Genomic DNA, 25,546 nt, shown 5'->3' with positions numbered 1-25,546 from the left:
CCGAAACGCCACTCACGACCCGCGCTTGACCAGGGCCGAAGGCTCCTTTCACCGCATTAGACGCGGCGAAGGGAGCCTTCATCCCACCATCGGCCTGCCCAGGAACAAGCCACGTTTGACCTTCGGCTCAATATAATAAAACCCTTACAGAGTGCGGGAAAGAGCCAAGGCCGCGGTCCGGACCGCGGGCGCGACCCGGTTGGTGTGCATGCGATTCGCCCAGCCGGAGATCGACAACGCTGCCACCGCGACACCTTGGGCGTCGAGGAGCGGGCTCGCGGCGCAGACCACCCCGACGCCGGATTCCTCGCGTTCGAAAGCGATTCCGTCACCGTGGATCTTGGCCAGCTGGCGGCGCAGCAGTCCGGCGGCGGTGATCGTCCGCACGCTGACGCGGGGCAAGCCGGCGTCGATCACTTGTGTCACCACGGATTCCGGGGAGAAGGCAAGGATCGCCTTGCCGACGCCGGTGGCGTGCGCGGGAAAACGGCCACCGATCCGGGACGGCAGCGACGGCGCGTCGGGTCCCCGCAGGATGTCGAGATAGACCACCTCGGTGCCTTCCAGGACCGCGAGGTGCACGGTGTTGCGGGTCGCCTCGCGGAGATCGGCGAGATACGGCCGCGCCGCCTCGACGAGCCCCCGGCGCCGTACCGCCAGCTGGCCGATCTCGAACAGCTTGAGCCCGAGCCGCAACGCCGCGCCCTCGCGTTCGAGCAGACCGGTCGCGACCAGATGCCCGGTGAGCCGGTGGACGGTCGATTTCGCGAGCCCGGTCCGCCGTGCCAGTTCGGACACGCCGAGCGCGTCGTCGCCGGGGCGGAAGGCGGAGAGCAGCGCGGAGATCCGGGCGGCGACGAGGCCGTCCGCTCCGGTTCGCTCCGGGTCGTCGTTCCGCCCAGCGGCACGCATGGGTTGAGTGTGCCCTATCCGCTCGGGGAGCGTCACCTGGCATGGCGCAACGGAAAGCGGTGGCCGCGATCGTCGGTCCCGGGAACATCGGCACCGACCTGCTCGCGAAGCTGAGGCGCAGCGAGCACGTCGAAGTGCGGTACATGGTCGGCGTGGACCCGGATTCGGACGGGCTGGCCAAGGCCGCCGAGCTGGGCCTGGAGACCTCCGCCGGCGGCGTCGACTGGCTGCTGTCACGCGACGAGCTGCCGGACCTGGTCTTCGAAGCGACTTCGGCGAAGGCGCATCTGGCGAACGCGCCGCGCTACGCCACCGCCGGGATCCGCGCGATCGACCTGACCCCGGCCGCGGTCGGCCCGTTCACCTGCCCCGCGGTGGGCCTGCCCGAACGGCTCGACGTGCCCAACGTCAACCTCATCACCTGCGGCGGCCAGGCCACGATCCCGATCGTGCACGCGGTGTCGCGGGTGACGCCGGTGCCCTACGCCGAGATCGTCGCGTCCGTCTCGTCGCGCTCGGCCGGGCCGGGGACCCGGGCGAACATCGACGAGTTCACCGCGACGACGGCACGCGGGATCGAACTCGTCGGGGGAGCGAGCCGCGGCAAGGCGATCATCATCATCAATCCGGTCGAACCGCCGATGATCATGCGCGACACGGTGTTCTGCGCGATCGACCCGGACGCGGACTTCGACGCGGTGAGCGAATCCATCCACCGGATGGTCGAGACGGTCCAGGGTTACGTGCCGGGTTACACGCTCAAGGCGGATCCCCAGTACGACCCGCCCCGGCCGGGCTGGAGCGGGCAGGCACGGGTCGCGGTGTTCCTGGAGGTCGCCGGGAACGGGGACTTCCTGCCGAAATACGCCGGGAACCTGGACATCATGACGGCCGCGGCCGCCCGCGTGGGCGACCTCTTGGCCACGCAGGAGGTGGCGGCATGAGCTGGGACGACGTGAGCCGCGAGGTCCGGCTGGTCGACACGAGCCTGCGCGACGGCAGCCACGCGATGGCGCACCAGTTCACCGAGAAGAACGTGCGCGACACCGTCCGGGCGCTGGACGACGCCGGCGTCTCGCTGATCGAGGTCAGCCACGGCGACGGCCTCGGCGGCTCGACGTTCAACTACGGCTTTTCCCTTGTGGACGAACGGAAACTGATCGAGGCGGCGGTCAACGAGGCACGGCACGCGAAGATCGCGGTATTGCTGCTGCCGGGACTCGGCACGGTCGGCGACCTGCGGGTGGCCGCGGATCTCGGCGCCGGAGCGGTCCGGATCGCGACCCACTGCACCGAGGCCGACGTGTCCGTCCAGCATTTCGGCGCGGCAAGGGAACTCGGGCTGGAGACGGTCGGCTTTCTCATGCTGTCCCATATGTCCACGCCCGAGGCGCTGGCGAAGCAGGGCCGGATCATGGTCGACGCCGGGTGCCAGTGCGTCTATGTCGTCGACTCCGCCGGGGCGCTGATCCTGGAGGACGCTGGTGAACGCGTCGCCGCGCTGGTCGCGGAGTTCGGCGACGAGGCCCAGGTCGGTTACCACGGGCACCAGAACCTGAGCTTCGGCGTCGCGAACTCGGTGCTGGCCTATCGTGCGGGCGCGCGACAGATCGACGGTTCGCTCGTGGCGCTCGGCGCGGGAGCGGGCAACTCGCCGACCGAGGTCCTCGCGGCGACCTTCGAGCGGCTCGGGATCCGCACGGGCGTCGACAAGGACGTGCTGATGGACGCCGCTGAGAACGTCGTGAAGCCGTACATCACGCGGCTGCCGGTGATGGACCGGTCGTCGATCGTGCAGGGATTCGCGGGCGTGTACTCGAGTTTCCTCCTGCACGCGGAACGCGCCGCCGAGCGGTACGACGTCCCGGCGCACGAAATCCTGTATCGCGTCGGCGCCGCGAAATACGTGGGCGGGCAGGAGGACATGATCATCGACATCGCCCTGCAGCTGGTCGCCGAACGCGGTCAGGGTTGACGGTCGGCGCCGAGCACGAGGCGGACGCAATGCTCGATCAGGCGCTCGCGGCTCACCTTGAGCGAGCCGTCGAGGTAGGCGATGAACACGTTGCTCAGCGCGCCGACCAAGCCGATCGAGGTCATCTGCCGTTCGGCCGCGTCGCCGTGGGACAGCTGACCGCTGACCAGTTCGGCGAACGAGGGGAGGAGCGCGATCCCGCGCGTGGTCAGCGCGGGATCGGTGATCGGCGCGAGCAAAAGCACCCGGCCCTTGCGCGGGTCGTCGAGCATCAATTCGACGAACGCGCGGACGGCGGCCTTCGCCCGTTCGGCGGGTTCGGCCGTGTCGCTGACCGCGTCGACCAGCGCCTGCCGCGCCTGCTCGCCGATGTGCTCGTAGACCGCGACGACCAGTTCCTCGCGGTCGGTGAAGCTCTCGTAGAAGTACCGCTCCGTCAGCTTGGCGTGACGGCACACCGCGCGGACGCTCACCCCGGCGCTGCCCTGGGTGCCGAGCAGGTCGAGGCCCGCGTCGACGAGTTGTCCCCGTCGCGCGGCCTTGCGGTCGTCCAGGGTCGTGCCTGCCCAGCTCCGGCCGGCCATGATCGGCTCCTCTTGTTGACTACGGCCGTTGTCAACTTTAACCTGACAACAGTTGTGGTCAATTTAACCAGCTCACTGAGGAGACCGGGGATGACGCAGCCGCGACCGCTGGGGCCGGATTCGCTGACTTGGAAGTACTTCGGCGACTGGCGTGGCCTGCTCATCGCGCTCTGGGCCGGATCCATGCAGAACATGCACCCCGAGCTGGGCGCGGGCGTCGAGGAGCACTCGCGGTTCTTCGAGGAGCGCTGGCAGCGGCTGTTCCGCTCGCTGTACCCGATCGGGGGAGTGATCTACGACGGCCCGCGCGCTCAGCAGACCGCGCTGGAGGTGCGCGGCTACCACGATCGGATCAAGGGCGTCGACAAACACGGGCGGCGCTATCACGCGCTCAACCCGGACACCTTCTACTGGGCGCATTCGACGTTCTTCGTGAGCGCGATCCTCATCGCCGACAACTTCTGCGGCGGCATCGGCGAGGCCGAGAAGCGGAAACTGTTCGACGAGCACGTTCAGTGGTACGAGATGTACGGCATGAGCATGCGCCCGGTGCCGGAGTCGTGGGAGGACTTCCAGCTGTACTGGAAGCGCATGTGCGAGGACGTGCTGGAGGACAACAAGGCCACGCGCGACGTCCTCGAGATCCAGGACATCGCCAAACCGCATTTCCTGCCCTGGCTGCCGGATTTCGCGTGGCACCTCGTACGCGGGCACGTGGCGCGGAACTTCGTCTGGCTGACGGTCGGCCTGTACGACCCGCCGATACGCGAGCGGCTCGGCTACACCTGGACCGAACGCGACGAGCGGCGGCACCGCCGGGTGGGGAAGCTGATCAACGCGGCGTTCAAGCTCGTCCCGCGCGACCGCCGGTACCACCCGCGCGCCAGGGCGGGCTGGCGCCGGGAGCGCGGCGAACTGGCCCCGGACGCGCCGTTGGTCGAGACTCCCGCGAGGAACCTTCCGCCGCTTTCGGAGCGGGGCAAACCCGAGCACTACTCACCGAACGTCTGACGAGGAGCCTCGATGAAGCTTGGTTACCACCTCGGTTACTGGTCCTCCGGCCCGCCCGAAGGCGCGCTGGACGCGATCCTGCGGGCCGAGGAACTCGGCTTCGATTCGGTGTGGACCGCCGAAGGCTACGGCTCGGACGCGTTCACGCCGCTCGCCTGGTGGGGCGCGTCGACCAGCCGGATCAAGCTCGGCACCAACATCGTCCAGATGTCGGCGCGCACCCCGACCGCGACGGCCATGCACGCGCTGACCCTGGACCACCTGTCCGGCGGCCGGTTCGTGCTCGGGCTCGGTGCGTCCGGGCCACAGGTGGTCGAAGGCTGGTACGGGCAGCCGTATCCGAAGCCGCTCGCGCGCACCCGCGAGTACGTCGACATCGTGCGGAAGGTCGTCGCACGCGAGGCGCCGGTGACCCACGACGGACAGCATTTCCAGTTGCCGCTGCAGGGCGGGACCGGGCTGGGCAAACCGCTGAAGTCCACAGTGCACCCGTTCCGCAAGGAGATCCCGATCTTCCTCGCCGCGGAGGGGCCGAAGAACGTGGCGCTGTCAGCGGAGATCTGCGACGGCTGGCTCCCGTTGTTCTTCTCGCCCAAGAGCGACGCCTTCTACCGGACGGCGCTGCAGGAGGGCTTCTCGCGTCCCGGCGCCCGGCACGGTTTCGACGACTTCGAGGTCGCCGCCTCCGTCCCGGTGCTTGTCCACGACGACGTCGAGGAGGCCGCGAGCTGGATCAAACCGTCGCTCGCGCTCTACATCGGCGGTATGGGCGCGAAATCGGTCAATTTCCACCACGACGTCTTCGCCCGGATGGGGTACGAGGACGTCGCCGACAAGGTCCAGGAGCTCTACCTGGCCGGCCGCAAGGACGAGGCGACCGCCGCGATCCCGACGTCACTCGTGGAGGACACCTCGCTGATAGGGCCGGCGGAGAAGATCCGTGACGAACTCTCGGCGTGGGAGGAGACCGTGGTGACCACGCTGCTCCTGCGGGGCGATGCCGCGACGCTCACGAAGGTCGCGGAGTCCCTCTCGTAACCGTTTCGATCTCGTGAGTGGTAGCGACGGGTTCTATTGAGCCGAAAGTCAAATGTGTCGTGGTGAGACCGCGAGCAAGGAGGCCTTCGGCGCCCTGCTGCACCTTGAGTGTCCACACGGGACAGTTGCTGGTGCCCGAATGCCTGTTTGATGCTCGGATGACCGGTTTTCCGCGGGGTCGTGAGTGGCAAGTGTCGTTAGAACCCCACTTGCCACTCACGACCTCCGCGCGAAGATGCGTAGAGTTCCCAAATCGGTCACTTTAGGCCAAGGGAATGTCCTTTATGGACATTCAGAACCGCGCTGACCGTCTTCGGCAAGCTCGCTCCTGCTGCCCAGACCGTCACGCTACCCCTCAATAAGTCCCTCGCCGAGGCCTACGTGCACCCCGGCATCGCTTGGCCCTGCCTCATTTTCGACGGAGACCGGCTGGTCGGTTTCCTCATGGCCTTCCTGGACATCGACTTCGCGGGCGACGCCGTGGCCGCCGAGATCCGCCGCCGGGGCGGAAACCGCCTCACCGCCAGTTGACACCCGGCGAGGACGACCGAGCGCTTCTCCCTGAGGCTCGGGTTCCGGTCGACCGGAGATCAGGCGTCGGAAAGCTGACGTTGGACCAGGAGTGCCCGGGCCGATCCGCGGGCACGGCCGGACCACGGCCGGGGGCTCTCAAAGCCGGTCGTGAGTCGGATTTCCGAGGACCAACGGGGCCGGTCTATGTCCTGAGGTGCATGGTGTTGCGCCTCGGTGCGCCGGTCGGGTCGAGGTAGGCGGGCGGGGTGAATTCGGGGAGTCCGTCTTGGGCGATCCGGACTTTCCATTCGCTGCGGTGGATCAAGCGGTGATGCCGGGTGCACAGCAGCACGAGGTTGTCGATTTTCGTTTCGCCGTGGTGGCGCCAAAAAACGATGTGATGAGCCGTGCAGCGAGGCACCGGCATGTCGCAGCCGGGGAAGGTGCAGCCACCGTCGCGGATGGTCAACGCGTACTTCTGTGCCAGCGACACGGTCCGTTTCGACCGGCCGATGTCCAACGGTTCGCCTGCGGTGCCGAGAACACCGGGGCGGACTCTGGCGTCGCAGGCGAGGATCCTCGCGTCGGTGGCGCTGATCGGCCCGACCAGGTCCAGGTGGGCTTCACCGATGTCGTTGATGAGGTCGTCGTAGGACATGGTGATGAGGATGTGCGTCGCTTCGCCTGCTTGGCCGGGAAGGTTGCGGCTGGTGGTCTTCAACCGCACGTAGTCGGTGAAGGCATCCCCGAAGCGTTCATCCTGGGTACGGGAGTCCCGCACCCCGTCGATGGCTTTGTGGGGTTTGGCCATCGGGTCGAGGTCGGACTTCAACCGGGCGTAGGTTTCCAGGTCGAGCCTCGCTTTGAGACCCAGGGTGCCGTCGCGGTGCTTGACGAACCGCAGCTCCGGCCGGGTCTCTTTCGGATCCTCGTTGCGGGGCTCTTTCCCGTCGGGGTCGAGTTTGTCCAGCAGGCGGCGTCCGGCGCGGGCGATCTGCTTCGGCCCCGCACGACGAGCCAACTCGACCAGGATCTTCTCCCCGCCCCGCACCTTCTCGTCCGGCACGGTCGACGGAATCCGCGCGAGCGTCGTGATGATCGCGTCTATCTGGCCACCACCGATCGCACCCTCCGCCGCAGCCTCCGCCGTCAACGGCGCCAAGGGTGGTTCAGGGTCCCCACCGAGGGACGGGCCGGGATGCAGGGCCAGCACACGGTCGGCGCGGGCACCGGCTTCCTTATCCGAGACCAGGAAGTCCTCGAGAATCAGCCCGGTCAACGTCGCATGCCCCGAACATCCACGCACTCCGCGGGAATTGATTTCCGCGAGGATCGCGTTCTGTTCGGCATCCAGTTGACGTTTCAGGACTTCGAGTTCCTGTTTACGGGCGTGCAGGGTGGCCGTGTCGACACGCCACCACTCGGCGGACGTCTTCGGGGAGGTGTTGTCGCTGGCCACGGGATCAACGTTACGCCGTGTCGAACACCTGTGCTATAGCATATTCAGACTATGCCGCATTCCGCTAATGCATGAATATTCACTTGTCTCAATGAAGAAAGACCGCCCGTGTCGTAGGGTCGCATGGGACCTGGTGTCGCGTGTCTGCAGTGATTTGACGGTCCGGATGCGGGACAATGACCGCGTGACTGTTGCCGCGCCGGCAGGGTGCGTGCAGCGGGCTCGGATGGTGCTGCTGGCAGCGGAGGGGCGCCCAACGCCTAGATCGCCCGGCGCGTCGGGATGACTCGCTAGACGGTGATCTCGTGGCGAGCTCGCTATGAGGCCGGCGGTATCGATGCGCTGGTTGACTTGCCGCGCTCGGGCCGTCCAGCGGTCATCGATGAGGCGGCCGTGGTGGTGGCCACACTGAACCCGCCGCCGCCACAGCGGGGAGTCGCCCGTTGGTCCACCCTGCCTGATGGCCGATCACCTTGCCGGTGCAGGCATGCCGGTCAGCTTCGCCGAGGCGGCCCGCATCCGGCGGGATCGGGACCTGCGACCGCGCCGCTACTCCCGATGTGCTTCGACCAGGCTGAACGCTTTACCCACGACTACAAACGCCATGGCACCACCACGCTGTTCGCCGCCCTGGAGGTCGCCACCGGACGGATCACCGCGGATGCCTGCCGCCCACGGCACCGCAACGGCGAGTTCCTCGCTTTCCTCAAGCGGGTAGCCAAGGTCCACCCGGGAACCAAGCCACCCCAACGTCAAGAATTGGCTGGCCCGCAACCCGCGCATCACTGTGCACTTCACCCCGACCGGCGCCTCCTGGATGAACATGGTCGAGATCTTCTTCGGCATCATCACCCGCCAGGCCATCCGCCGCGCCACCTTCACCAGCGTGCCCGACCTCATCGGCGCGATTCGCATCTTCATCGGCGCCTACAACGACCGCTGCAAACCCTTCACCTGGACCAAATCGCGGACCAGGCCCTCATCAAAACCAGCCCGCACAAGCCATCACGGGCGCAACGCTAAAGGTCGGGCCACACGTGCGGCTCCACGTACATGTGGAAGCCGTGAAAGAACCAGTCCGCCAGATCATCGAGCCGCTGTAGACAGTCCTCGTAATACCGCTCAGGCTCCGGGCGCGGGAAGTTCGGATGCGAGGTCCAGTCCCTCACGAAGCGCGAGGTGTAGTAAAACCCCTCCGCCATCCACCGCTCAAGCCGGTCATCACCCTGCAGCCGCTCGCACACCACGCGCATTGCCCTTTCCAGGCGCCTGTACGCCACTCGATCCCACTCCAGCCTCGCTCCACGCAACCCCAACAGGAAGCTGCCCTTGGTTGCCTCAAACTCCTGACGAAGGACCGTTACCGCATCATCCATGGTGAGATCATGCCGACCGGGTACGACAACCCAAGTCCCGACAGCGCCAGGCCGTCAGATCACTTCAGACACGCAACACTAGGGTGAAGAAAGTCCCGAAACGGTCCCGGATCGGCGGTCCTCGACGACATCTGAGGTGCCCTGTGTCGACGCGGGCCCTGACTTCCTTGTCTGATGCCTGCTCGGTGTTCAGTGGCGTTTCCATGCCTCGAGTGCCTTGTTTTGGGCATGCGGCGTCGCCGTGTCGGCCTGCCGTCGCTCGGCGGACGTCTTCGGAGATGCATTATCGCTGACCGTGGCGTCAACGCTAATTCGAAGGGCTGTTCTGGAGCGAAAGCACGCGAACTAAACGTGAGGCGAAAGCGCAGGAGGCACGGCAGGTGCGCCTCGGCCCGGCTCCGTGCTAACGTCGTCTCCGAGCCCCGTATGGGCCTATGCATGGAGGTAGCGGCTACTCGGCCACTGGAGATCGGCACACACCGTCTCTCGTATTCACTCATCCCCGCGTCGTGGGATGACGCCTCCATGCGGTGCGCCCGAAATCCGGGCGCGTCCAGGCTCGTGTGCTCTCTTCCGGTGACGGTTCCGCGCCCTCCTGTCGACACAGTGACGGGAAAGGAACGCATTGACCGGCTTCAACGACCAGGTGATCGAGGAATTCAGGCAGGGCAAGGGAAAGCTCGGCGGCATGTTCGAGGGGTGGAAGCTGATCCTGCTCACCACCATCGGTGCCAAGAGTGGTGAGCGGCGGACGAATCCGTTGGGGTATCTCGAAATCGACGGCAAGACCGTCGTCGTCGCTTCGAATATGGGGGCGCCGGCTCATCCGGGCTGGTACCACAACATCCGGCATGACCATCGGGTCACGGTCGAGACGGGGACCGAGGCCTACGAGGCGATCGCGGCCGTTCCGCCCGCGGCGGAGCGTGACGCGCTGTTCGCGCGGATCGTCGCCGAGGAGCCGGGATTCGCCGAGTACCAGGCGAAAACGACGCGCGAGCTGCCTGTCGTGATCCTGCACCGGATCGACGACCGGGCGCGGGGGATGGGCGACTTCCTGGTGGAGGTCCACGATTGGCTGCGAAACGAACTCAAGACGCTGCGCGCCGGGGTGGAGGACCTCGTGGCCGGCCGGGCGGACGCGCTCATCATGGAGAAATCCCTGCGGGCGCACTGTGTTTCGTTCTGCGAGGCGCTGACCAAACATCACACCGGCGAGGACATGGGTGCGTTTCCCATGCTGGCGCAACGGTTTCCCGCGCTCGCGCCGACGTTGACGAAGCTCGGGGAAGACCATGTCGTCGTCGCGGCGTCGCAGAAGCGGATCCGCGAGCTCGTGGAGGGTTACGTCCACGGTGTGAGCGACCCCGTTCGCTTGCGTGACGACTTCGACGAGCTCGCGGGGAAGCTCGAAGCGCATTTCGCTCACGAAGAGCGAACGGTCGTGACCGCGCTCAACGTGACTGTGCCCGGCTGATCGGTGCGGACGCCCTGGGGTTCCGGCCCCAGGGCGTGTATCATCACAGGTAGCGACGCGTTCACAGCGCGACGCCGATCGGCACGAGGCGGGTGGAATTCGCCCCCGGCCTCGCCGAAGACCGCGAATCGGCGGTCCCTTCGAAAGGTTTCACAGTCAAAACTCACAGCACCGACAGTGCGCTGTTCAGTCACCCGCTCGACACCCAGGTCGAGCGGCACGATCCCGCGGCCCCTCAAGGTGAGCGATACACGGATCTTTTTCGCGAACCCTCTTACCCCACGCCGGAACCTTCGGTCGACGCCGTTCGTTGACGGAGCAGATCAACGTTTTGGGTGTCGTGTTGTCCAAGCACGCTCGCGCAGAATTCATCGCGGGCGTCGTCTTCCGTGCGCCGCGCCGCGACATCGGCTGACCCAGCCGAGACCGGTCCTGGCACTCGACGAGAAGCGACGATATGACTTCAGTTCTCAACAACCCGGACAGCGAAGTGCGGCAGGCGCCGCAGCCCCTGTTGTCCGGGGAACAGACCAACACCGAAAACCTTCTGGTCAAGCTGTTCGCGGTGGTGCCCCTGCTGGCTCTGGCCGCCTCCGTCCCCTTCGCGTGGGGCTGGGGCCTCGGCTGGGTGGACCTCGGCCTCGCCGCCGGGTTCTACTTCCTCACCGGCCTCGGCGTGACCATCGGATTCCACCGCTACTTCACCCACGGCGCCTTCAAGGCCAACCGCGGCCTGCGCATCGCCCTCGCGGTCGCGGGCAGCATGGCCATGCAAGGCCCGGTCATCGGCTGGGTGGCCGACCACCGGCGGCATCACGCCTTCGCCGACCGCGAGGGTGACCCGCATTCCCCGTGGCGGTTCGGCACCACCCCGGCCGCGCTGGCCCGCGGTTTCTGGCACGCCCATATGGGCTGGCTGTTCGAGCGCGAGAAGACCAACGCGCGGCGGTTCGCCCCGGATCTGCTGGACGACCGCGACATCGCCCGGATCGATCGCCTGTTCCCGCTGCTCACCGTCGTGACGTTGCTCGCGCCCGCCGTCCTCGGCGGCGTGATCACGATGTCGTGGTGGGGCGCGGTCACCGCGTTCTTCTGGGCGAGCCTCGTCCGGGTGGCGCTGCTGCACCACGTCACCTGGTCGGTGAACTCGCTGTGTCACATGATCGGTGACCGTCCGTTCGCCGCCCGCGACAAGTCCGCGAACTTCTGGCCGCTCGCCATCGCCTCGATGGGCGAGTCCTGGCACAACTCCCACCACGCCGACCCCACCGGCGCCCGGCACGGCGTCCGCCGAGGTCAGCTCGACATCTCCGCACGGCTGATCTGGCTGTTCGAGAAGGCGGGCTGGGCGACGGACGTCCGGTGGCCGAAGGCCGACCGTCTCGGCCGCAAACTCAATCCCGGCCACTCGCTGTCGCTGCGCCGGCGAGCCGAGTAGCTCAACGGCGCTCAGACGGAAGGCCGAACCTCGCGAACAGGTCCGCGTCGAGGAACGACGTGAGGTCGCGGATCCGATCGTCGCGAACGGTCAGCACGGTGATCGACCAGGCGTGGTGGACGGCGTCCGCCGATTCGCCGAGGTAGCAGGCGACGGCGGGCTGACCGTTGGCGGAGACGACCTCGGTACGCCAGCTCGGGCACCGGCCGAGCGGGACCTCGGCGGCGAAGCCGGAGACCGCCTCGATACCGATGTACCACTGCGCGAGCGGCGGCATGGACCAGGTGACGTCCTCGGTCAGCAACGCCACGAGCGCGTCGGAGTCGCCGCGCTCCAACGCGGAGGCGAAATCCGCGGCGATCGTGCGCGTCCGGGTGTCTTCGAGTTTTCGCGGGCCGGGCGGCGGGACCTTTTCGGCCACGATCGCCCGCGCGCGTTGCAGCGCGCTGTTCACCGCCGCGACCGAAGTGTCCATTATGGACGCTATTTCGGCGGCGGAGAAGCCGAGGACCTCGAAGAGCACCAGCGCGGCCCGCTGGTTGCCCGGAAGGTGCTGCAGCGCGGCGACGAACGCCAGCTCGATGGCCTCGCGCCGCTCGTACCGGGCATCCGGGCCGTCGGGGTACGGGCCGAGCCACGCCACCTCGGTCAGCGGGGCGTGTTCGAGCACGACTCGCTCGCTCGACGGGCCGAGGTCCATCGGCAGCGCCCGTTTTCCGCGCGCCGCCGCGATGTCGAGGCAGGTGCGGGTGGCGATGGTGTAGAGCCAGGTGCGCATCGAGCTCCGGCCCTCGAACCGGTCCATGCCCCGCCACGCCCGCAGGAGCGCGTCCTGCAGGGCGTCGTCGGCGTCGTGCGCCGAGCCGAGCAGGCGATAGCAGTGGGCGTGCAGCTCGCGGCGCAGCGGCTCGACCAGCCGATCGAACTCCGCGTCGTCGGTGCGCACGACGGCTACTTGGCGCGAAGCGCGGTGACGGCGGGAGTGAACATCGTCGTCTTGATCGCGGACAGCGTGCCGCGGTCCTTCCCGGCCAGCGGCCGCACGAGATCGGCCGCGTGCTCCAGCAATGCGGGCTTTTCGGCGACGGCGTCCACGAGCCCCATCTCCCGCGCGTCGGTGCCGCCGAACCGGCGTCCGGTGGTCATCGACGCGATCGCGGCGGCGGGGGTGAGCTTGCCCTGGATCAGTGCCGCCATCCCCGGCGTGAACGGGATGTTGATATCGGCCTCGGGGAAGCAGAAGTACCCGCGGTCGGACCGCATCACCCGGAAGTCGTGCGCCATCGCCAGCATCGCCCCGGCGCCGAAGGCGTGCCCGTTGATCGCGGCCACCGTGTGCACGCCGAGGGTGAGCACGCGGGCCAGCAGTTCGTGGACGTCGGCGACGTACTGCGCGGCCTGGGAGGGGTTGCTGGTGAGCCAGTCGAGGTCGAGGCCGTTGGAGTAGAACTTCCCGGAGCCGACGGTGACCAGTACCGCCGGGTCCGGATAGGCGACGACGGTGTCCAGCTGGGAATGGACGGTTTCCAGCCAGGACGGCGAGAAACGGTTCTCGTCGTCCCCGAGGTCCAGCAGGAACACCGGGGCGTCGTGGCGCAGAGTGGGCATGTCAGTCCTTCCGTGGGGGTGGGAGCAGGAGTATGGCGTGGACCGCGGCGGAGAGCCGCGCCCGGGAGTCTTCGGAGATCGGCTCGCCCGCGGTGAACGCGCGGCGGAACAGGGCAGTCGGGAGGTCGACCACGCAGGTCGTCAGCACGTCGACCGCCTGCGCGTCCCGCCTGCTCCAGAGCCGTTCGGCGAGCGTGACGAGGAATTTGACCAGGCGTTTGTCGAGCGCGAGGAGGTCGCCGGCGAGGTCGTCGGGGACCTGGGGGCCGAGCAGATGCTCCTTCTTGACGGTGATGAGCAGGCGAGCGGCTTCCGGCCGGCGGCGGGCGAATTCCGCCGGCGCGTCCGCCGCGGCCGCGACCGCGGTGGCCGGGTCTTCCGCCTGATCGGCCAGTTCGGTCTGGAGGTCGAGAAAGGCGCTCGCCGCGCGAAGCCAGACGCGGGCCAGCAGCGCGCCGAGCGAGCCGAAAGCGTGGTAGATCGTCCCGTTGGACACTCCCGCGGCGGCCGCGAGGGACCGGACGGTGACACCCCGGGCGCCGACTTCGACGACGAGGCGCTCGGCCGCGTCGAGCAGCCTGTCCAGATCGTGCACACGGGGGCGGGGCATGGGGCGAGGATAACAGAGCGCGTGCTCTAAAACTGCGCTATGCCACTTGTGACGTGCTTCACCCGGCGGGCTGTCACATCGGTCCGGTGGCCGGGGTCAACCCGGCGAACCACCGAGAAGCCAAGGAGAAACCGAAATGACCACCGCCTATGTCATCGTCACCGTCGCCGGAGCGTTCATGGCCGCGTTCTCGGCCGCCTCGATCTTCTTTCGCGCCAAGTGGGTCGTGCAGCCGCTGGCCGACTACGGCGTCCCCCGCGGCTGGTGGACCCCGCTCGGGGTCGCCAAGGCGGCGGGCGCGCTCGGTCTCGTCGCCGGCCTGTGGGTGCCCGTGCTCGGCGTCGCGGCCGGGATCGGCCTGGTGCTCTACTTCGCCGGTGCCGTGATCACCGTGCTCCGCGCGCACTGGCCTTCGCACGTCGCGTTTCCGCTGATGTACATGGCGCCTGTCGCCGCTTCGCTGGTGCTGGGCTTCGCGGCCTGATGTCAGGAGGCCGGGGACCACACCGCGAGTTCGGCGCCGCCGGGCTCGCGGAAGTGGAACCGGCGCCCGCCGGGGAAGGAGAACGGTTCCACCGTGACGACTCCGCCCGCGGCCTCGACGGAACCCCTCGCCCGTTCGAGGTCGTCGGTGCGGATCGTCACCAGGGGCGCGGCCGTCTGCTCCGCGGTGTCCTGCTGGAAACCGAGCGAGACCGCGCCGCCGCTTTGGACGTCGGTGTACGTCGGGCCGTACGACGCCGCCGTCCACCCGAAGGCCTTTTCGAAGAACGCGCTCGAGCCCGCCGCCGAACTCGACGGGAACTCGACGAAGTCGATTTCGTACATGGGCCGGAAGCTACTCCGGCCCACCGACAAAACGTCAGACGCTGCGCAGGACCGACACCACGACGCCGAGGACGCTCGCCCGGTCCCCGTCGATGACCTCGTAGGCGGGGTTGCGCGGTTCGAGGTACACGTGGCCGTCGCGGCGGCGGTACACCTTGACCGTGGCCTCCTCGTCGATCATCGCGGCGACGATCTGGCCGGAGTGCGCCTCCTGCTGCTGCTTCACCACGACGATGTCGCCGTCGCAGATCGCCGCGTCGATCATCGAGTCACCGCGCACCCGCAGGCCGAAGACGTTGCCCCGCCCGGTGAGTTCACGCGGAAGGGTCATCACGTCGTCGACGTGCTCGACGGCGGAGATCGGCGTCCCCGCGGCGATGTCACCGACGACGGGGACCGGCACGGAGTCCTCTGTGGACTGCTTCGACGCGGTGCCGTGCAGGAAGGCGCGCACGTCGATGGGACGCGAGATCGAGCTGCTGCGGCGAAGGAAACCCTTCTCCTCCAAAGCCGCCAGATGTTTCGACACCGAGGACGTCGAGCGCAGCCCGACCGCTTCACCGATCTCGCGCGTGCTCGGCGAGTAGCCGTACTCCACCACCCATTCGCGGATGGTCAGCAGGATCTTCTGCTGCCGCTCCGGCAGGGAAGCGGCTTCCTCGAACAGCTCAAGATCGTGGTAGGCGGTCATCAGCGGAATGGTAGTTCGTGCAGGCCGCCGCGATCGCCGCGGTGTCCCAGTAGAACGGCCGCACCTCGGTGATGCGCCCGTCCCCGACGGTGATCGTCTGCAGGATCGGGAAATCCAGCTCGAGGCCGGTCGCCCTGGCCCGGACGTGCATGTGGGTCAGGACCACCAGCGGGCCGGTCTCGCTCAGGAAGCTCTGCTCCACCATGTCGAAGACGTCCCAGGCGTCGCTCGTGGAGATCGGCCGGATGGCGGCGCGGCCGGGCCGAAAGTCCGATCCCGCGAACGTTTCCGCGAGGTTGACTCGATCGTATGAACACGAAGATCACCGCGGCGCTGCTCGCCGCCGCGACGGCCACGGTCGCCCTGTCCGGCTGCGGGCTCAAGGAAGGGCTGACCGAAAAGGCGAACGGACACGTCAAGACGGTCGGCTACGCGTCCGGCGCGGAGGGCAAGCGGGACAAGGACGCCCGGCTGCCGGAGTGGGTGCCGGACGGGGCGGCGTCGATCACGGAGGTCATCCGGACGACGGGTTCGGAGCGGCTCCTGAAATTCACCGGCGGGACATTGCCCGACCTTTGCGTACCGGGGGCGGCCGCGACCCAGGCGGCCACGCTCGCCGCCCAGTGGTGGCCGCAGGGTCAGGAAACCAGGACCGACAAGGTCTGCGGTGAATGGCACGTGCTGGTCCAAGGCACCGACGTGTACGCGTTCAAGCCGGAGACGCTGGTGAGCACGAGGTCCTGAATCATTCGTCAGGCGTGAGCGCGTCGGCGCAGACGGCGAGGTCGTGAACCAACCGTTCGCGGCCTGCCGCCGAGAACGGCTCCAGCATCCGGTCTTGGACCGCGCGCACGACGCCGCTCGCGGCGCGGAGCTGAGCGCGTCCGGCGGGGGTGAGCGTGCTGGGCAGGGCGCGGCCTTGAGGCGCCGTGGCCGGACGGGTGACCAGGCCGCGGTCCTGTAATCCGCGCAGGACCAGGTTCATCGACTGCCGGGTGACGAACACGGCCCTGGCCAGTTCCGCGTTCGACAGCCCCGGACGCTGCGCGAGCACTTCGAGACAGGAGTACTGCGGCACGGTCAGATCGAGGGGGCGCAACGCGGTGTCCATCGCCGTCCGGAGCGCCGTCGCCGCCCGCTTAAGCAGGTATCCCGCCGATTGGTCCAAGGGTCCGACCGTTTCGCCTCGACTCATGTCAGCATCATGACATATCCGCGGCGCGCCTTCGGCTGACAGCGCCTGCCAGACCGGTGCCAGTGTCGTGTGCGCCGTCTGCCAGCGGCCCGCGACACGCTCTGGAATGTCATTCCAGAAGCGACCGAGGGGTCACCATGAACACACCTGTCACGATCATCGGCGCCGGGCTCGGCGGGCTCACCCTGGCCAGAGTCCTGCACGTCCACGGCATCCCGGTCACGGTCCACGAGGCGGAAGCGTCCCCGACCTCGCGGCTGCAGGGCGGGATGCTCGACATCCACGACTACAACGGCCAGCTCGCGCTCGAAGCCGCGGGGCTGGTGGACGAGTTCCGCGGCATCGTCCTGGAGGGCCGTCAGGCGCTGCGGGTGCTCGACGCGGACGGGACCGTCCTGTTCGAGCGGGGCGACGACGGCACGGGAGGCCGCCCCGAGGCGCAGCGCGGGGATCTGCGGCGGATGCTGCTCGACTCGCTCCCCGAAGGCACCGTCCGCTGGGGGCGCAAGGCCGTCGGCGCCCGGACACTCGGCGACGGCAGCCACGAGGTGACCTTCGACGACGGCTCCACTGTCGTCGCGGGTCTCCTGGTCGGCGCCGACGGGGCCTGGTCACGGATCCGGCCGTTGCTCACCGACGCCGTTCCCGAGTACTCCGGCACGTCGATCGTCGAGACCTACCTGTACGACGCGGACACCCGGCACGTCGCAGTCGCGAAGACGGTCGGCGGCGGATCGATGTTCGGAGCCGGGTCCGTCCGGGGCATGGGTATCAACGCCCATCGCGAAAGCGGCGACACCCTGCACGCCTATGTGGAGCTCGGCAAACCGCTGGAATGGTTCGACGCCATCGACTTCTCCGACGCCGAAGCGGCCAAGGCGGGGATCGTGGCGGAGTTCGGCGGCTGGTCGCCGGAGCTCACCGCGCTCATCAGCGAAAGCGACATCGCGCCGATCCACCGGCCCGCCTTCGCCCTGCCGTCCGGGCTGCGCTGGGAACGCGTGCCCGGCGTGACGCTGCTCGGCGACGCCGCGCATCTCGCGCTGGCGAACGGGGAAGGCGCCAACCTGGCGATGCTCGACGGCGCCGAACTCGGCAAGGCGCTCGCCGCGCGTCCCGACGACGTCGAGGCCGCCCTCGCCGAGTACGAACAGGCCATGTTCGTGCGCTGCGAAACGCCCATCGAGGAGGACTTCCTGCTCGAAAGCATCTTCGGCGAGGACATCCCCGAGCGGCTGCTGAACCTGTTCGAGGAGTGGAACGGCTAGGACACGGCCTGAGTCAGGCCTTGCCGCCGGCGAGGGTCTCCAGGCCGCGGACGATCGTTTCCGCGCTGGGGGCCCGGTCCGGGGCGACGAGGTGCTGCATCATCACGCCCGCGATGAGGGCGAACTGGACGGCGCCCGCCGCGTCGGCGTCGGTGTCGGACAGCCGTTCGCCGAGGACCTTGCGGGCTTCATCCTGGGCGTCGGCGAGCCGTTCGCGCAGTTCCGGGAAGCGGATGGCCTGGGTGGCGCTCTCCAGGACGGCGGTCCACAGGTCGCGCTGCTCGCCGAAGGAGTCGACAAGGCCCTGCCAAGTGGTGGTGAGCGAAGCGTCCTCCGGCTCGCGCAGGCGCTCGACCACTTCGGTGGACAGCTCGATCATGGCCTCGTTCATGAGGGCCTCTTTGGAACCGAAGTGGTACCCGATGGAGCCGAGGTTCGCTCCTGAGGCCGCGGTGATGTCCCGCGCGGTGGTGTGCGCGTAGCCACGTTCGATCAGGCAGCGCTTGGCCCCGTCGAGGAGGTCCTCTCGTTGTCCCATGCGGCGATCTTAGCGCCGGGCTGTGACAAGCGTCTTATACAAATGTATTATACAAATGTATTATACAAATGTTCAAGACGTCTCGCAGCAAGGAACCGACGATGAATCGCTACGTCCTGGGCAACTTCGCCCCGGTCACCGAAGAGATCACCGCCTTCGATCTGCCCGTCACCGGGAAGATCCCGGACGACCTCGACGGCCGCTACCTGCGTATCGGCCCGAACCCGCTCGGCCTCGAAGACGCGTCGGCGCACATCTGGACCCTCGGGGAGGGCATGGTTCACGGCGTGCGCCTGCGCGACGGCCGCGCCGAGTGGTACCGCAACCGCTGGGTCCGGTCGGCCTCCGTGGCCGACCGGCTCGGGGAACCGCGGCGCGGGCAGGTCGCCGACGAGCGCCTGGACTTCGCGCCGAACGTGCAGGTCGCGGGCCACGGCGGCCGCCTCTACGCGCTCATCGAAGGAGGTCTGGCCCCGTACGAGCTGACCGGCGAACTCGACACTGTCGGGCCCTCCTCCCTCGGTGCGACGGAGCAGGGTTTCTCCGCCAACGCGCACAGCAAGTACGACCACGCGACCGGCGAACTGCACTCGCTGGCCTTCCGGTACGGCGCGGATTTCGTGCAGCACATCGTGATCGGCCCCGACGGGCGCAACCGGAGCGTCACCGACATCAAGGCGCCCACGTTGCCGTACATGCACGACTTCGCGCTCACCGAGCACTACGTGGTGTTCTACGAGTCCCCGATGGTCTTCGTGCCCGAGCGCTTGGCGACGGGCGTGCCGTTCCTCTGGGACCGGGAACTGCCGTCACGGCTGGGGCTGCTGCCGAGGGCGGGCGGGCCGGTGCGGTGGTTCGAGACCGCGCCCGTCATGGTCGGTCACACCCTGAACGCCTTCGAGGACAACGGAACCGTGGTGGTGGACGTGGTCGTGCATCCCCGGCCGATCGACTTCGCCGACATCGGCGCTTCGAAGCCCGTGCTCGAACGCTGGACGGTGGACCTCGCGGCCGACCGGGCCACGCGCACGCTGCTGCACGACCGTCCGCAGGACTTCCCGCGCCTCAACGGCCGGTTCGGCGGAAAGCCTTACCGCTACGGCTATTCGGCGGCGGCCGAGTTGTACGCCACCCCGAGCGCCACGGAACCTGACCGCCCCGACGAGGGTTTCAGCAGCGCCTTGCTGAAGCACGACCTCCTGACCGGCGTCACCGAAGCCCACGAATTCGGCCGCGACGCGAGCGCGGGGGAGACGGTGTTCGTGCCGTCGGCCCGCGCGGCCGCGGAGGACGACGGCTACAACCTGGTCTACGTCCACGACCGCGACCGTGGTGCGGCGGATCTGGTGATCCTGGCGTCGCAGGACTTCACCGGCGAGCCCCTGGCGAGGGTTCACCTGCCCGCCCGTGTCCCACTGGGACTGCACGGCAGCTGGATCCCCGCAGCCTGATTCCGAGGTGATGGCTAATCTGAGGTAATGCTGACCGGTGCGCGCGAGGTCGAGGTCTTCGAAGGGGCCCGTGGCCGGTTGGAGGCGATCGCGTATCGCCTGCTGGGGTCGGCGAGCGACGCCGAGGACGCCGTGCAGGACACGTTCCTGCGCTGGCAGTCCGCCGATCGCGAGTACGTCGAGACACCAGAGGCGTGGCTGACGAAGGTGCTCACCAACCTCTGCCTCAACCGGCTCACCTCGGCGCGGGCCCGGCGGGAAACCTATGTGGGCCAATGGCTTCCCGAGCCGGTGTTCGCGGGGGACCGGATGCTCGGTCCGTCCGACACCGTCGAGCAGCGTGAATCGGTTTCGATCGCGATGCTCACACTGATGGAGCGGCTCTCGGCCAAGGAACGCGTCGCGTACGTGCTGCGCGAGGCGTTCGGGTACTCGCACGCCGAGATCGCCGAGGTCCTCGACGTCACCGAAACGAACTGTCAGCAGATCTATCGGCGTGCCAAGCGGCATCTGGCCGCCGACCGGCGCCGGGTGGAGGTCGACACGGCCGCGGCCCGCAAGATCGTCGAGGAGTTCCTCGCCGCGGCGCTGAGCGGCCGGACCGACGCGCTGGTGCGGATGCTGGCCGACGACGCGATCAGCGTGGGCGACGGCGGCGGCGTGCTCTTCTCGCTGCCGCGGCCGGTCACCGGTGCGGTCCGGGTGGCGAGGTTCCTGCGCGGCCTCTTCAAACCGAGCGCGGCCAAGTGGTCGTTGATCGGCGGCAAGCCCGAGCTGTTCTCCACCGTCGCCAACGGCGTGCCCGCGCTGGTGCTGATGGTGGAGGGCAGGCTCGCCGGCGTCGTCTCCTTCGAGGTCACCACCGACGGCATCGCGGCGGTCCACGCCCAGGTGAACCCCGCCAAACTCGACCGCGCGGCGAGCCGGTGGGCCGCGGCCGAACTCGGGGAGCCCCTCGCCACTGACTGGTGACCCGGATCACAGTCCGCCGCTGTCAGGTTTCGTGTCGCCATCCGGTTCAGGAAGCGAACACCGACCGGACAGGAGCGAGACCATGAAGCACCGAATCGTCGTCCTCGGGGCCGGATACGCCGGAGCCAACGCCGCCGGGCGCCTCGCCAAGCGGCTGCACCCCGCCCGCCGAACAAAGGAACGATCATGATCCTGATCACCGGAGCGAACGGCGTCGTGGGACGCCAGGTGATGAATGTCCTGCTGCGCCAAGGAGTGGACGTCGCCGCGGTCACGCGCGGCGACGGCGCCGGACTTCCCGGCGACGCGGAAGTCGTCGCCGGGGACCTGTTTCAGCCCGATTGGATCGAACCGGCGCTGGAAGGAGTCGAAGCGATCCAGATCAGCCCGCGGGCGACTGGCCCCGGCCTCGAAGAGCTGCTGAAGCTGGCGGCCGGGCGAGGCGTCCGGCGGGTGACGCTGCTGTCGGCCACCACCGTCGAGTACCCGGCGGGGGAAGCCCGCTTCGCCGCACAGTTCCAGTACGCCGAAGACCTCGTCACCCGCTCCGGTCTGGAGTGGACGGTCCTGCGTCTGGCGGACTTCGCCGCCAACGCGCTGGCTTGGGCGCCCCAGCTCCAGGCGGGCGATGTGGTGCGCGGTGCGTACGGAAGGGCTGCCACGTCTCCGATCCACGAAACCGACATCGCCGAGGTCGCCGCGCACGCCCTTCTCGGCGACCTCCCGGCGGAGTCGGTGTACACGCTGACCGGCCCGGGATCGGTGGACCAGTACGAAAAGGTGCGGCTCCTCGGTGCGGCCATCGGCCGTGAACTGTCCTTTGTGGAGCTTCCACCCGAGCGGGTACGGCAGGGGATGCTCGCGCAGGGACTACCCGAGGAAGTCCCTGCCCGTCTGCTCGGTTCCCTGGCCGACTACAGCGAGCGCCCCGGCCCCACGACCACCACGGTGGAAGAACTCCTCGGACGGCCCGCGCTCACGTTCGCCGGCTGGGCACGCGACAACGCACCTGCTTTTCAGGCCCAGCCGACCTTTTCGTAGAACGGCGTGATCCATGTCCTGAACCGCTCCTCGTGCGCCTCCTGAGCGGCGGCCACGACGCCGTCCGGATCCTCGGCCGGCGTCAGGCCGCGCTCCCGGAGCCACTCGACGAACCGTTCGTGCGAACCGCTGTGGCCGTCGTCCTCCGCCCGATAGAAGTACGCCGACTCGTGGTCGACCATGATCTCGGCGTCGAAACCCAGCAGCCGCAGGAAATCCGTGAAGTCGCGGGCGACGACGTGCTCGCCGCCCTCGTCGCCGAAGACCACGACAGGCGACAGGGCGAGGTCCGTTTCGTCGTCGGCTCGCCAGATCGCGTACGTCGAGCCACTCCCGTTCGCCTGGGCGAAGGGAATCAGCCGCGAGAGGAACTCGGGGTCGTCCAGCTCCTGGGGGAACCGGCTTTTGTCGTCGTAGTCGTACAGCTCGAAACCGTCGGCGAGGTAGTCGCGGGCCGAGTCGTAGAGGTCCTTCAGCTCGTTCAGGACCGGAATCGGTGAGTACACGCGGTCAGCTTATGCGTGCATGGGTTGCGGGACCCGCGCTTGACCAAGGCCGAAGGCTCCGCCTGCCGCTCAGGCCGTCGGGCGGCCCGCTCCGGCGTAATCGTCGCCCTGCTTCCGGTAGGTGTGCACCTGCACCGCCTGCCCGGTCTGCGGGGCGTCGATCATCTGCTGGTTCCCGATGTACAGCCCGACATGGTGGATCTTCGTGTTCGGCTCGCCGTAGAAGATCAGGTCGCCCAGCTGGGGATCGGTCACCTTGTTCACGCTGTGGTACTGCGTGTGGGCAGTGCGCATGAGCTTGACGCCGGCGCTGGCGTACGCGGCCGTCGTCAGGCCGGAGCAGTCGAAACCGGGGTCGCCGCCGCCGGTGCCGTTGCCGCCCCAGACGTAGGGCAGGCCGATCTTGTCGATGGCGAAGTTGACCGCGCTCAGGGCCGCCGCGTTCGGCGGCTGCGGGTTCTGGCCGACCGTGCCGTAGACGTTCACCGTCGCGAGCGTGCGGTGCATCAGCAGTGGCGCGGGCTGCAGCGTGCTGACGGCGTTCCACCAGGTCTGGCCCTGGCCGAGGTCGCGCCCGCCCGCGCACAGGGCACGCCCGGCGGTGAGCGTGGCGTCGTCGATGTTCTGCGGGTCCGGTTTCCCGCCGCTGGCCGAGGCCTTGAACTGATTCCAGATCGCCGGTGTCAGCTGCAGCGGGCCGCTCGCGTTCGCGGACGAGACGACCTTGTTGTAGAAGTCGCGGACCTCGACCGCGCCGAGCGGCTTGGTCAGCACACCGTCGGCGTTCAGTCCGGAACCGCCGGCGCGGCCGTGATCGGAGGCGATCTTCCCGAGCGCGGCCAGTGTCACCCAGGAAAGGCGGCAACCCGGCGTTTCCTTGCTCAGCGCCACGGTGGTCTTCGCGTATCCGGTCATCGCGCGCAACGGGATGTCGAGCCAGCCGCTGGTCTTCGAGACCCAGGCGTCGAACTCCTGCCCCATCTGCTGCGGGACCTTCGGCTGTTCCTTCGGCATCTCCGCCGGGGCGGACGACGACGGCGGGGCGGGCGGAGCCGAAGTCGCGACGGCGGCGGCTTCCGTCTTCGGTTCGTCCTTCGGCGCGAAGGTGATGGCGGCGACCAGTGCGGCTCCCGCGACGACGACGGCGGCGACGATCACCGGAAGTCTGCGGCGGCGCGAGGTTCCCTGCTCCATCACCGGCCTCCGGTGATCCGGCCGAGGACGAACTCGCGGAAGGCCGCCACGTCGGTGGTCAGCGCGACGTCGATGGTGCGGCCCGGCACGGCCTGCGGATCGGTGCTTCGCAGCCTTCGCCGGTCTACCAGTGTCGCGCCGCGGGCCGGGCCGAAGCCGCACTCGACGTCCACGGGGTACGACTCGACGTCGAGGATTCCCGGCCGGATCGCCTCGGCCACCGCGACCGCGTCGTGCATGACCATCCCGGGGAAACCGAGGATCGGGGTGTAGTGCTCGACGTAGGTGGGTGTCAGCGCTTCGAGCGCCGCGCCGAGCGGGCCGGACGCGGCGAGTTTGCCGAGCCAGCCGGTGTCGACCGAGCACTGGTGCGTGATGTCGAGCGGGACCAGCACCGTCGGGATGTCCTCGTCGGCCAGCACCCGGCGCGCGGCCTCGGGGTCGCTCCAGATGTTGAACTCGGCCGCGGTGGTGGAGTTCCCCTTGGTCACCCCGCCGCCCATGATGACGATCCGGCCGATCTTTTCGCGGATGTCCGGATGGGCGGCCAGCAGCAGCGCGATATTCGTCAGCGGGCCGATCGGGGCGATGGTCACCGGCTCGTCGGCGGCTTCCAGCAGATCCACCAGCAGGCGGACGGCACCGCGTTCGTCGAGCGGGCGCTTCGCCTCCGGCAGCGTCCCGGCGTGGCCGGACAGCCCGTCCTCGCCGTGGACGAACCCGGCGGGTTTGGCGTTGTCGTACACCAGCGGGCGCGAGGCGCCGGCGGCGACGGGGACGTCGTCGCGGCCGAAAAGTTGCAGGAGCCGGCGGGCGTTGGCGGTGGTGTGGCTCAGCGGGACGTTGCCGAACACCGTGGTCACGCCGAGCAGGTCGACGTCCTCGGATTGCGAGGCCAGCGCCAGCGCGAAGGCGTCGTCGACCCCCGGGTCGGTGTCGATGATCAGCTTGGTGCCCATGCGCGTGCTCCCCTTTGCGGTCGACGGCCTGATCACAGGTTACGGTCACCGGTATGACGTCCATGTGGGGTGCGCCCGCGCTGTCGCGGCTCCGCGCCTGGGGCCAGGCCCGTCGTGATCCGCGTCAAGCGAAGTTCCTGACCAAGGACTCGCTGCGCTGGGTGCTGCGAAACCGCGCGTACACGCCTTGGTACCTGGTGCGGTACTGGCGGCTGCTGAAGTTCCGCGTCGCGAACCCGCACATCATCCTGCGGGGGATGGTGTTCCTCGGCAAGGACGTCGAGATCCACTGCCGTCCCGGCTACGGGCGGCTGGAGATCGGCCGCTGGGTGCACATCGGCGACGGCAACGCGATCCGCTGCCACGAGGGTTCGCTGCGCATCGGCGACAAGGCCGTCTTCGGGCGGCAGAACGTCCTCAACGGCTACCTCGACATCGAGCTCGGCGCCGCCACGCTCGTCGCGGACTGGGTGTACATCTGCGACTTCGACCATGTCACCACCGACATCACCGTCCCGATCAAGGACCAGGGCATCGTGAAGTCGCCGGTGCGGATCGGGCCGGACACCTGGATCGGCACCAAGGTCTCCGTGCTCAAGGGCACCCGGGTCGGCCGCGGCTGCGTGCTCGGCGCGCACGCCGTGGTGCGGGGCGAGATCCCGGACTACTCGATCGCCGTCGGTTCGCCGGCGCGCGTCGTCCGGAACCGGCAGGACGACTACGCCGCCGACGCCGCCCGCCGCGAGGCCGTCGCGGACATGGCGCGCAAGGCGAACAAGGCGCTGCAGAAGACCCTGGGCGTGGAGAACTAGCTTGAGTTTTAACCTGTTCGGCGGGGTCGCGGGCTGCTGGACTTGGTTTTCTTTCTGTGGCTGGGTTTCTGTCTGTTTGGGCTGGTCGCG

General features: G+C 68.4%; 30 protein-coding genes. 14 read left to right on the top strand and 16 right to left on the bottom strand.

Going from position 1 to position 25,546, the window contains the following annotated elements:
* Nucleotides 1–144: 144 nt before the first annotated feature.
* Complete coding sequence (locus ACIRGA_RS38295) at nucleotides 145–912, bottom strand: IclR family transcriptional regulator (RefSeq protein WP_400951379.1); 768 nt, start codon at nucleotides 910–912, stop codon at nucleotides 145–147.
* Nucleotides 913–953: 41 nt separating this feature from the next.
* Here ACIRGA_RS38295 and ACIRGA_RS38290 point away from each other — a divergent pair, with 41 nt between their 5' ends.
* On the top strand, nucleotides 954–1,856 hold the full coding sequence (locus ACIRGA_RS38290) for an acetaldehyde dehydrogenase (acetylating) (protein WP_038514145.1): 903 nt from the start codon (nucleotides 954–956) through the stop codon (nucleotides 1,854–1,856).
* Nucleotides 1,853–2,887, top strand: coding sequence for a 4-hydroxy-2-oxovalerate aldolase (dmpG, locus tag ACIRGA_RS38285; protein WP_400951374.1), 1,035 nt, complete (start codon nucleotides 1,853–1,855; stop codon nucleotides 2,885–2,887). The genes ACIRGA_RS38290 and dmpG overlap by 4 nt, the downstream gene beginning before the upstream one ends.
* Here dmpG and ACIRGA_RS38280 read toward each other — a convergent pair.
* Nucleotides 2,878–3,471 carry a TetR/AcrR family transcriptional regulator gene (locus tag ACIRGA_RS38280; RefSeq protein WP_016334041.1) on the bottom strand — a complete coding sequence of 198 codons (594 nt, stop codon included), beginning with the start codon at nucleotides 3,469–3,471 and terminating at the stop codon, nucleotides 2,878–2,880. The two genes, dmpG and ACIRGA_RS38280, sit on opposite strands and share 10 nt — an antisense overlap.
* A gap of 90 nt (nucleotides 3,472–3,561) precedes the next feature.
* Between ACIRGA_RS38280 and ACIRGA_RS38275 the strand changes: the two genes are divergently transcribed.
* From ACIRGA_RS38275 to ACIRGA_RS38265, 3 genes are all read left to right on the top strand, one after another.
* Nucleotides 3,562–4,482 carry an oxygenase MpaB family protein gene (locus ACIRGA_RS38275; RefSeq protein WP_400951370.1) on the top strand — a complete coding sequence of 307 codons (921 nt, stop codon included), beginning with the start codon at nucleotides 3,562–3,564 and terminating at the stop codon, nucleotides 4,480–4,482.
* A 12-nt stretch (nucleotides 4,483–4,494) separates the two neighbouring features.
* Nucleotides 4,495–5,520, top strand: coding sequence for an LLM class F420-dependent oxidoreductase (locus ACIRGA_RS38270; RefSeq protein ID WP_400951367.1), 1,026 nt, complete (start codon nucleotides 4,495–4,497; stop codon nucleotides 5,518–5,520).
* A 381-nt stretch (nucleotides 5,521–5,901) separates the two neighbouring features.
* Nucleotides 5,902–6,051, top strand: coding sequence for a hypothetical protein (locus ACIRGA_RS38265; RefSeq protein ID WP_400951363.1), 150 nt, complete (start codon nucleotides 5,902–5,904; stop codon nucleotides 6,049–6,051).
* Between the two features lie 184 nt (nucleotides 6,052–6,235).
* On the opposite strand, the gene ACIRGA_RS38260 is transcribed toward ACIRGA_RS38265, so the two are convergent.
* The 3 genes from ACIRGA_RS38260 to ACIRGA_RS38250 all read right to left on the bottom strand — a co-directional run bounded on the left by ACIRGA_RS38260 (nucleotide 6,236) and on the right by ACIRGA_RS38250 (nucleotide 8,868).
* Nucleotides 6,236–7,492, bottom strand: coding sequence for a DUF222 domain-containing protein (locus ACIRGA_RS38260; RefSeq protein WP_400951360.1), 1,257 nt, complete (start codon nucleotides 7,490–7,492; stop codon nucleotides 6,236–6,238).
* A gap of 549 nt (nucleotides 7,493–8,041) precedes the next feature.
* A complete protein-coding gene (locus ACIRGA_RS38255) occupies nucleotides 8,042–8,413 on the bottom strand; it encodes a hypothetical protein (RefSeq protein WP_400951356.1) in 372 nt (123 codons plus the stop codon).
* 98 nt (nucleotides 8,414–8,511) lie between these two features.
* Complete coding sequence (locus ACIRGA_RS38250; protein ID WP_400951354.1) at nucleotides 8,512–8,868, bottom strand: hypothetical protein; 357 nt, start codon at nucleotides 8,866–8,868, stop codon at nucleotides 8,512–8,514.
* Between the two features lie 625 nt (nucleotides 8,869–9,493).
* On the opposite strand from ACIRGA_RS38250, the gene ACIRGA_RS38245 reads away from it, so the two are divergent.
* Nucleotides 9,494–10,345: a nitroreductase/quinone reductase family protein gene (locus tag ACIRGA_RS38245; RefSeq protein WP_400951351.1), complete on the top strand. Its 852-nt coding sequence runs from the start codon at nucleotides 9,494–9,496 to the stop codon at nucleotides 10,343–10,345.
* Between the two features lie 457 nt (nucleotides 10,346–10,802).
* The gene (locus tag ACIRGA_RS38240) at nucleotides 10,803–11,783 is read left to right on the top strand and encodes an acyl-CoA desaturase (protein ID WP_400951349.1); all 981 of its coding nucleotides are present in this window, start codon (nucleotides 10,803–10,805) and stop codon (nucleotides 11,781–11,783) included.
* 1 nt (nucleotide 11,784) lies between these two features.
* Here the strand turns inward: ACIRGA_RS38240 and ACIRGA_RS38235 are convergent, their stop codons facing one another.
* From ACIRGA_RS38235 to ACIRGA_RS38225, 3 genes are read right to left on the bottom strand one after another with little or no spacing between them, the layout of a single operon-like run.
* Nucleotides 11,785–12,729 (bottom strand): sigma-70 family RNA polymerase sigma factor, encoded by a 945-nt coding sequence (locus ACIRGA_RS38235; protein WP_400951345.1) that lies wholly within the window; start codon nucleotides 12,727–12,729, stop codon nucleotides 11,785–11,787.
* A 5-nt stretch (nucleotides 12,730–12,734) separates the two neighbouring features.
* On the bottom strand, nucleotides 12,735–13,391 hold the full coding sequence (locus ACIRGA_RS38230) for an enoyl-CoA hydratase-related protein (RefSeq protein ID WP_400951342.1): 657 nt from the start codon (nucleotides 13,389–13,391) through the stop codon (nucleotides 12,735–12,737).
* A 1-nt stretch (nucleotide 13,392) separates the two neighbouring features.
* Nucleotides 13,393–14,001, bottom strand: a complete 609-nt coding sequence (locus tag ACIRGA_RS38225; protein WP_400951339.1) for a TetR/AcrR family transcriptional regulator — start codon at nucleotides 13,999–14,001, stop codon at nucleotides 13,393–13,395.
* Nucleotides 14,002–14,137: 136 nt separating this feature from the next.
* On the opposite strand from ACIRGA_RS38225, the gene ACIRGA_RS38220 reads away from it, so the two are divergent.
* Nucleotides 14,138–14,485 (top strand): DoxX family protein, encoded by a 348-nt coding sequence (locus tag ACIRGA_RS38220; RefSeq protein ID WP_400951336.1) that lies wholly within the window; start codon nucleotides 14,138–14,140, stop codon nucleotides 14,483–14,485.
* 2 nt (nucleotides 14,486–14,487) lie between these two features.
* Here ACIRGA_RS38220 and ACIRGA_RS38215 read toward each other — a convergent pair whose 3' ends face one another.
* From ACIRGA_RS38215 to ACIRGA_RS38205, 3 genes are read right to left on the bottom strand one after another with little or no spacing between them, the layout of a single operon-like run.
* Nucleotides 14,488–14,829: a VOC family protein gene (locus ACIRGA_RS38215; RefSeq protein ID WP_400951333.1), complete on the bottom strand. Its 342-nt coding sequence runs from the start codon at nucleotides 14,827–14,829 to the stop codon at nucleotides 14,488–14,490.
* Between the two features lie 34 nt (nucleotides 14,830–14,863).
* Nucleotides 14,864–15,520 carry a transcriptional repressor LexA gene (lexA, locus tag ACIRGA_RS38210; protein WP_360125303.1) on the bottom strand — a complete coding sequence of 219 codons (657 nt, stop codon included), beginning with the start codon at nucleotides 15,518–15,520 and terminating at the stop codon, nucleotides 14,864–14,866.
* Nucleotides 15,498–15,725, bottom strand: a complete 228-nt coding sequence (locus tag ACIRGA_RS38205) for a nuclear transport factor 2 family protein (protein WP_400951329.1) — start codon at nucleotides 15,723–15,725, stop codon at nucleotides 15,498–15,500. Before ACIRGA_RS38205 ends, lexA begins: the two co-directional genes overlap by 23 nt.
* Before the next feature lie 104 nt (nucleotides 15,726–15,829).
* Between ACIRGA_RS38205 and ACIRGA_RS38200 the strand changes: the two genes are divergently transcribed.
* Entirely contained in the window at nucleotides 15,830–16,264 is a 435-nt protein-coding gene (locus ACIRGA_RS38200) for a hypothetical protein (RefSeq protein ID WP_400951326.1), read from the top strand.
* Between the two features lies 1 nt (nucleotide 16,265).
* Here ACIRGA_RS38200 and ACIRGA_RS38195 read toward each other — a convergent pair whose 3' ends face one another.
* On the bottom strand, nucleotides 16,266–16,715 hold the full coding sequence (locus tag ACIRGA_RS38195) for a MarR family winged helix-turn-helix transcriptional regulator (RefSeq protein WP_400951323.1): 450 nt from the start codon (nucleotides 16,713–16,715) through the stop codon (nucleotides 16,266–16,268).
* Between the two features lie 137 nt (nucleotides 16,716–16,852).
* On the opposite strand from ACIRGA_RS38195, the gene ACIRGA_RS38190 reads away from it, so the two are divergent.
* Nucleotides 16,853–17,983: an FAD-dependent oxidoreductase gene (locus ACIRGA_RS38190; RefSeq protein WP_400951320.1), complete on the top strand. Its 1,131-nt coding sequence runs from the start codon at nucleotides 16,853–16,855 to the stop codon at nucleotides 17,981–17,983.
* Nucleotides 17,984–17,996: 13 nt separating this feature from the next.
* Here ACIRGA_RS38190 and ACIRGA_RS38185 read toward each other — a convergent pair whose 3' ends face one another.
* On the bottom strand, nucleotides 17,997–18,521 hold the full coding sequence (locus ACIRGA_RS38185) for a TetR/AcrR family transcriptional regulator (protein ID WP_400951318.1): 525 nt from the start codon (nucleotides 18,519–18,521) through the stop codon (nucleotides 17,997–17,999).
* Between the two features lie 101 nt (nucleotides 18,522–18,622).
* Here ACIRGA_RS38185 and ACIRGA_RS38180 point away from each other — a divergent pair, with 101 nt between their 5' ends.
* From ACIRGA_RS38180 to ACIRGA_RS38170, 3 genes are all read left to right on the top strand, one after another.
* Nucleotides 18,623–19,972: a carotenoid oxygenase family protein gene (locus ACIRGA_RS38180; protein ID WP_400951314.1), complete on the top strand. Its 1,350-nt coding sequence runs from the start codon at nucleotides 18,623–18,625 to the stop codon at nucleotides 19,970–19,972.
* A 27-nt stretch (nucleotides 19,973–19,999) separates the two neighbouring features.
* Complete coding sequence (locus ACIRGA_RS38175; RefSeq protein WP_400951311.1) at nucleotides 20,000–20,944, top strand: RNA polymerase sigma-70 factor; 945 nt, start codon at nucleotides 20,000–20,002, stop codon at nucleotides 20,942–20,944.
* Between the two features lie 186 nt (nucleotides 20,945–21,130).
* Complete coding sequence (locus ACIRGA_RS38170; protein WP_400951308.1) at nucleotides 21,131–21,985, top strand: NAD(P)H-binding protein; 855 nt, start codon at nucleotides 21,131–21,133, stop codon at nucleotides 21,983–21,985.
* On the opposite strand, the gene ACIRGA_RS38165 is transcribed toward ACIRGA_RS38170, so the two are convergent.
* From ACIRGA_RS38165 to ACIRGA_RS38155, 3 genes are all read right to left on the bottom strand, one after another.
* Nucleotides 21,961–22,491 (bottom strand): hypothetical protein, encoded by a 531-nt coding sequence (locus tag ACIRGA_RS38165; protein WP_400951306.1) that lies wholly within the window; start codon nucleotides 22,489–22,491, stop codon nucleotides 21,961–21,963. The genes ACIRGA_RS38170 and ACIRGA_RS38165 overlap by 25 nt on opposite strands.
* Before the next feature lie 69 nt (nucleotides 22,492–22,560).
* Nucleotides 22,561–23,685, bottom strand: a complete 1,125-nt coding sequence (locus tag ACIRGA_RS38160; protein ID WP_400951304.1) for an NlpC/P60 family protein — start codon at nucleotides 23,683–23,685, stop codon at nucleotides 22,561–22,563.
* Complete coding sequence (locus ACIRGA_RS38155) at nucleotides 23,685–24,644, bottom strand: nucleoside hydrolase (protein WP_400951301.1); 960 nt, start codon at nucleotides 24,642–24,644, stop codon at nucleotides 23,685–23,687. The genes ACIRGA_RS38160 and ACIRGA_RS38155 overlap by 1 nt, the downstream gene beginning before the upstream one ends.
* 53 nt (nucleotides 24,645–24,697) lie before the next feature.
* Between ACIRGA_RS38155 and ACIRGA_RS38150 the strand changes: the two genes are divergently transcribed.
* On the top strand, nucleotides 24,698–25,456 hold the full coding sequence (locus tag ACIRGA_RS38150) for an acyltransferase (protein WP_400951299.1): 759 nt from the start codon (nucleotides 24,698–24,700) through the stop codon (nucleotides 25,454–25,456).
* Nucleotides 25,457–25,546: the final 90 nt, after the last annotated feature.

Source organism: Amycolatopsis sp. NPDC102389 (genome assembly GCF_044765885.1).
Classification (GTDB): Bacteria; Actinomycetota; Actinomycetes; order Mycobacteriales; family Pseudonocardiaceae; genus Amycolatopsis.
The sequence above is the reverse complement of the archived record's forward strand: the minus strand, read 5'-3'. Positions and strand labels throughout refer to the sequence as shown.

Excerpts from the sequence above, each read along its gene's own strand:
- ACIRGA_RS38295 (WP_400951379.1), bottom strand. The coding sequence starts at position 912 with ATGCGTGCCGCTGGGCGGAACGACGACCCGGAGCGAACCGGAGCGGAC.
- ACIRGA_RS38290 (WP_038514145.1), top strand. The coding sequence starts at position 954 with ATGGCGCAACGGAAAGCGGTGGCCGCGATCGTCGGTCCCGGGAACATC.
- dmpG (WP_400951374.1), top strand. The coding sequence starts at position 1,853 with ATGAGCTGGGACGACGTGAGCCGCGAGGTCCGGCTGGTCGACACGAGC.
- ACIRGA_RS38280 (WP_016334041.1), bottom strand. The coding sequence starts at position 3,471 with ATGGCCGGCCGGAGCTGGGCAGGCACGACCCTGGACGACCGCAAGGCC.
- ACIRGA_RS38275 (WP_400951370.1), top strand. The coding sequence starts at position 3,562 with ATGACGCAGCCGCGACCGCTGGGGCCGGATTCGCTGACTTGGAAGTAC.
- ACIRGA_RS38270 (WP_400951367.1), top strand. The coding sequence starts at position 4,495 with ATGAAGCTTGGTTACCACCTCGGTTACTGGTCCTCCGGCCCGCCCGAA.
- ACIRGA_RS38255 (WP_400951356.1), bottom strand. The coding sequence starts at position 8,413 with ATGAAGATGCGAATCGCGCCGATGAGGTCGGGCACGCTGGTGAAGGTG.
- ACIRGA_RS38250 (WP_400951354.1), bottom strand. The coding sequence starts at position 8,868 with ATGGATGATGCGGTAACGGTCCTTCGTCAGGAGTTTGAGGCAACCAAG.
- ACIRGA_RS38240 (WP_400951349.1), top strand. The coding sequence starts at position 10,803 with ATGACTTCAGTTCTCAACAACCCGGACAGCGAAGTGCGGCAGGCGCCG.
- ACIRGA_RS38230 (WP_400951342.1), bottom strand. The coding sequence starts at position 13,391 with ATGCCCACTCTGCGCCACGACGCCCCGGTGTTCCTGCTGGACCTCGGG.
- ACIRGA_RS38225 (WP_400951339.1), bottom strand. The coding sequence starts at position 14,001 with ATGCCCCGCCCCCGTGTGCACGATCTGGACAGGCTGCTCGACGCGGCC.
- ACIRGA_RS38220 (WP_400951336.1), top strand. The coding sequence starts at position 14,138 with ATGACCACCGCCTATGTCATCGTCACCGTCGCCGGAGCGTTCATGGCC.
- ACIRGA_RS38215 (WP_400951333.1), bottom strand. The coding sequence starts at position 14,829 with ATGTACGAAATCGACTTCGTCGAGTTCCCGTCGAGTTCGGCGGCGGGC.
- lexA (WP_360125303.1), bottom strand. The coding sequence starts at position 15,520 with ATGACCGCCTACCACGATCTTGAGCTGTTCGAGGAAGCCGCTTCCCTG.
- ACIRGA_RS38205 (WP_400951329.1), bottom strand. The coding sequence starts at position 15,725 with ATGGTGGAGCAGAGCTTCCTGAGCGAGACCGGCCCGCTGGTGGTCCTG.
- ACIRGA_RS38200 (WP_400951326.1), top strand. The coding sequence starts at position 15,830 with ATGAACACGAAGATCACCGCGGCGCTGCTCGCCGCCGCGACGGCCACG.
- ACIRGA_RS38195 (WP_400951323.1), bottom strand. The coding sequence starts at position 16,715 with ATGAGTCGAGGCGAAACGGTCGGACCCTTGGACCAATCGGCGGGATAC.
- ACIRGA_RS38190 (WP_400951320.1), top strand. The coding sequence starts at position 16,853 with ATGAACACACCTGTCACGATCATCGGCGCCGGGCTCGGCGGGCTCACC.
- ACIRGA_RS38185 (WP_400951318.1), bottom strand. The coding sequence starts at position 18,521 with ATGGGACAACGAGAGGACCTCCTCGACGGGGCCAAGCGCTGCCTGATC.
- ACIRGA_RS38180 (WP_400951314.1), top strand. The coding sequence starts at position 18,623 with ATGAATCGCTACGTCCTGGGCAACTTCGCCCCGGTCACCGAAGAGATC.
- ACIRGA_RS38175 (WP_400951311.1), top strand. The coding sequence starts at position 20,000 with ATGCTGACCGGTGCGCGCGAGGTCGAGGTCTTCGAAGGGGCCCGTGGC.
- ACIRGA_RS38170 (WP_400951308.1), top strand. The coding sequence starts at position 21,131 with ATGATCCTGATCACCGGAGCGAACGGCGTCGTGGGACGCCAGGTGATG.
- ACIRGA_RS38160 (WP_400951304.1), bottom strand. The coding sequence starts at position 23,685 with ATGGAGCAGGGAACCTCGCGCCGCCGCAGACTTCCGGTGATCGTCGCC.
- ACIRGA_RS38155 (WP_400951301.1), bottom strand. The coding sequence starts at position 24,644 with ATGGGCACCAAGCTGATCATCGACACCGACCCGGGGGTCGACGACGCC.
- ACIRGA_RS38150 (WP_400951299.1), top strand. The coding sequence starts at position 24,698 with ATGACGTCCATGTGGGGTGCGCCCGCGCTGTCGCGGCTCCGCGCCTGG.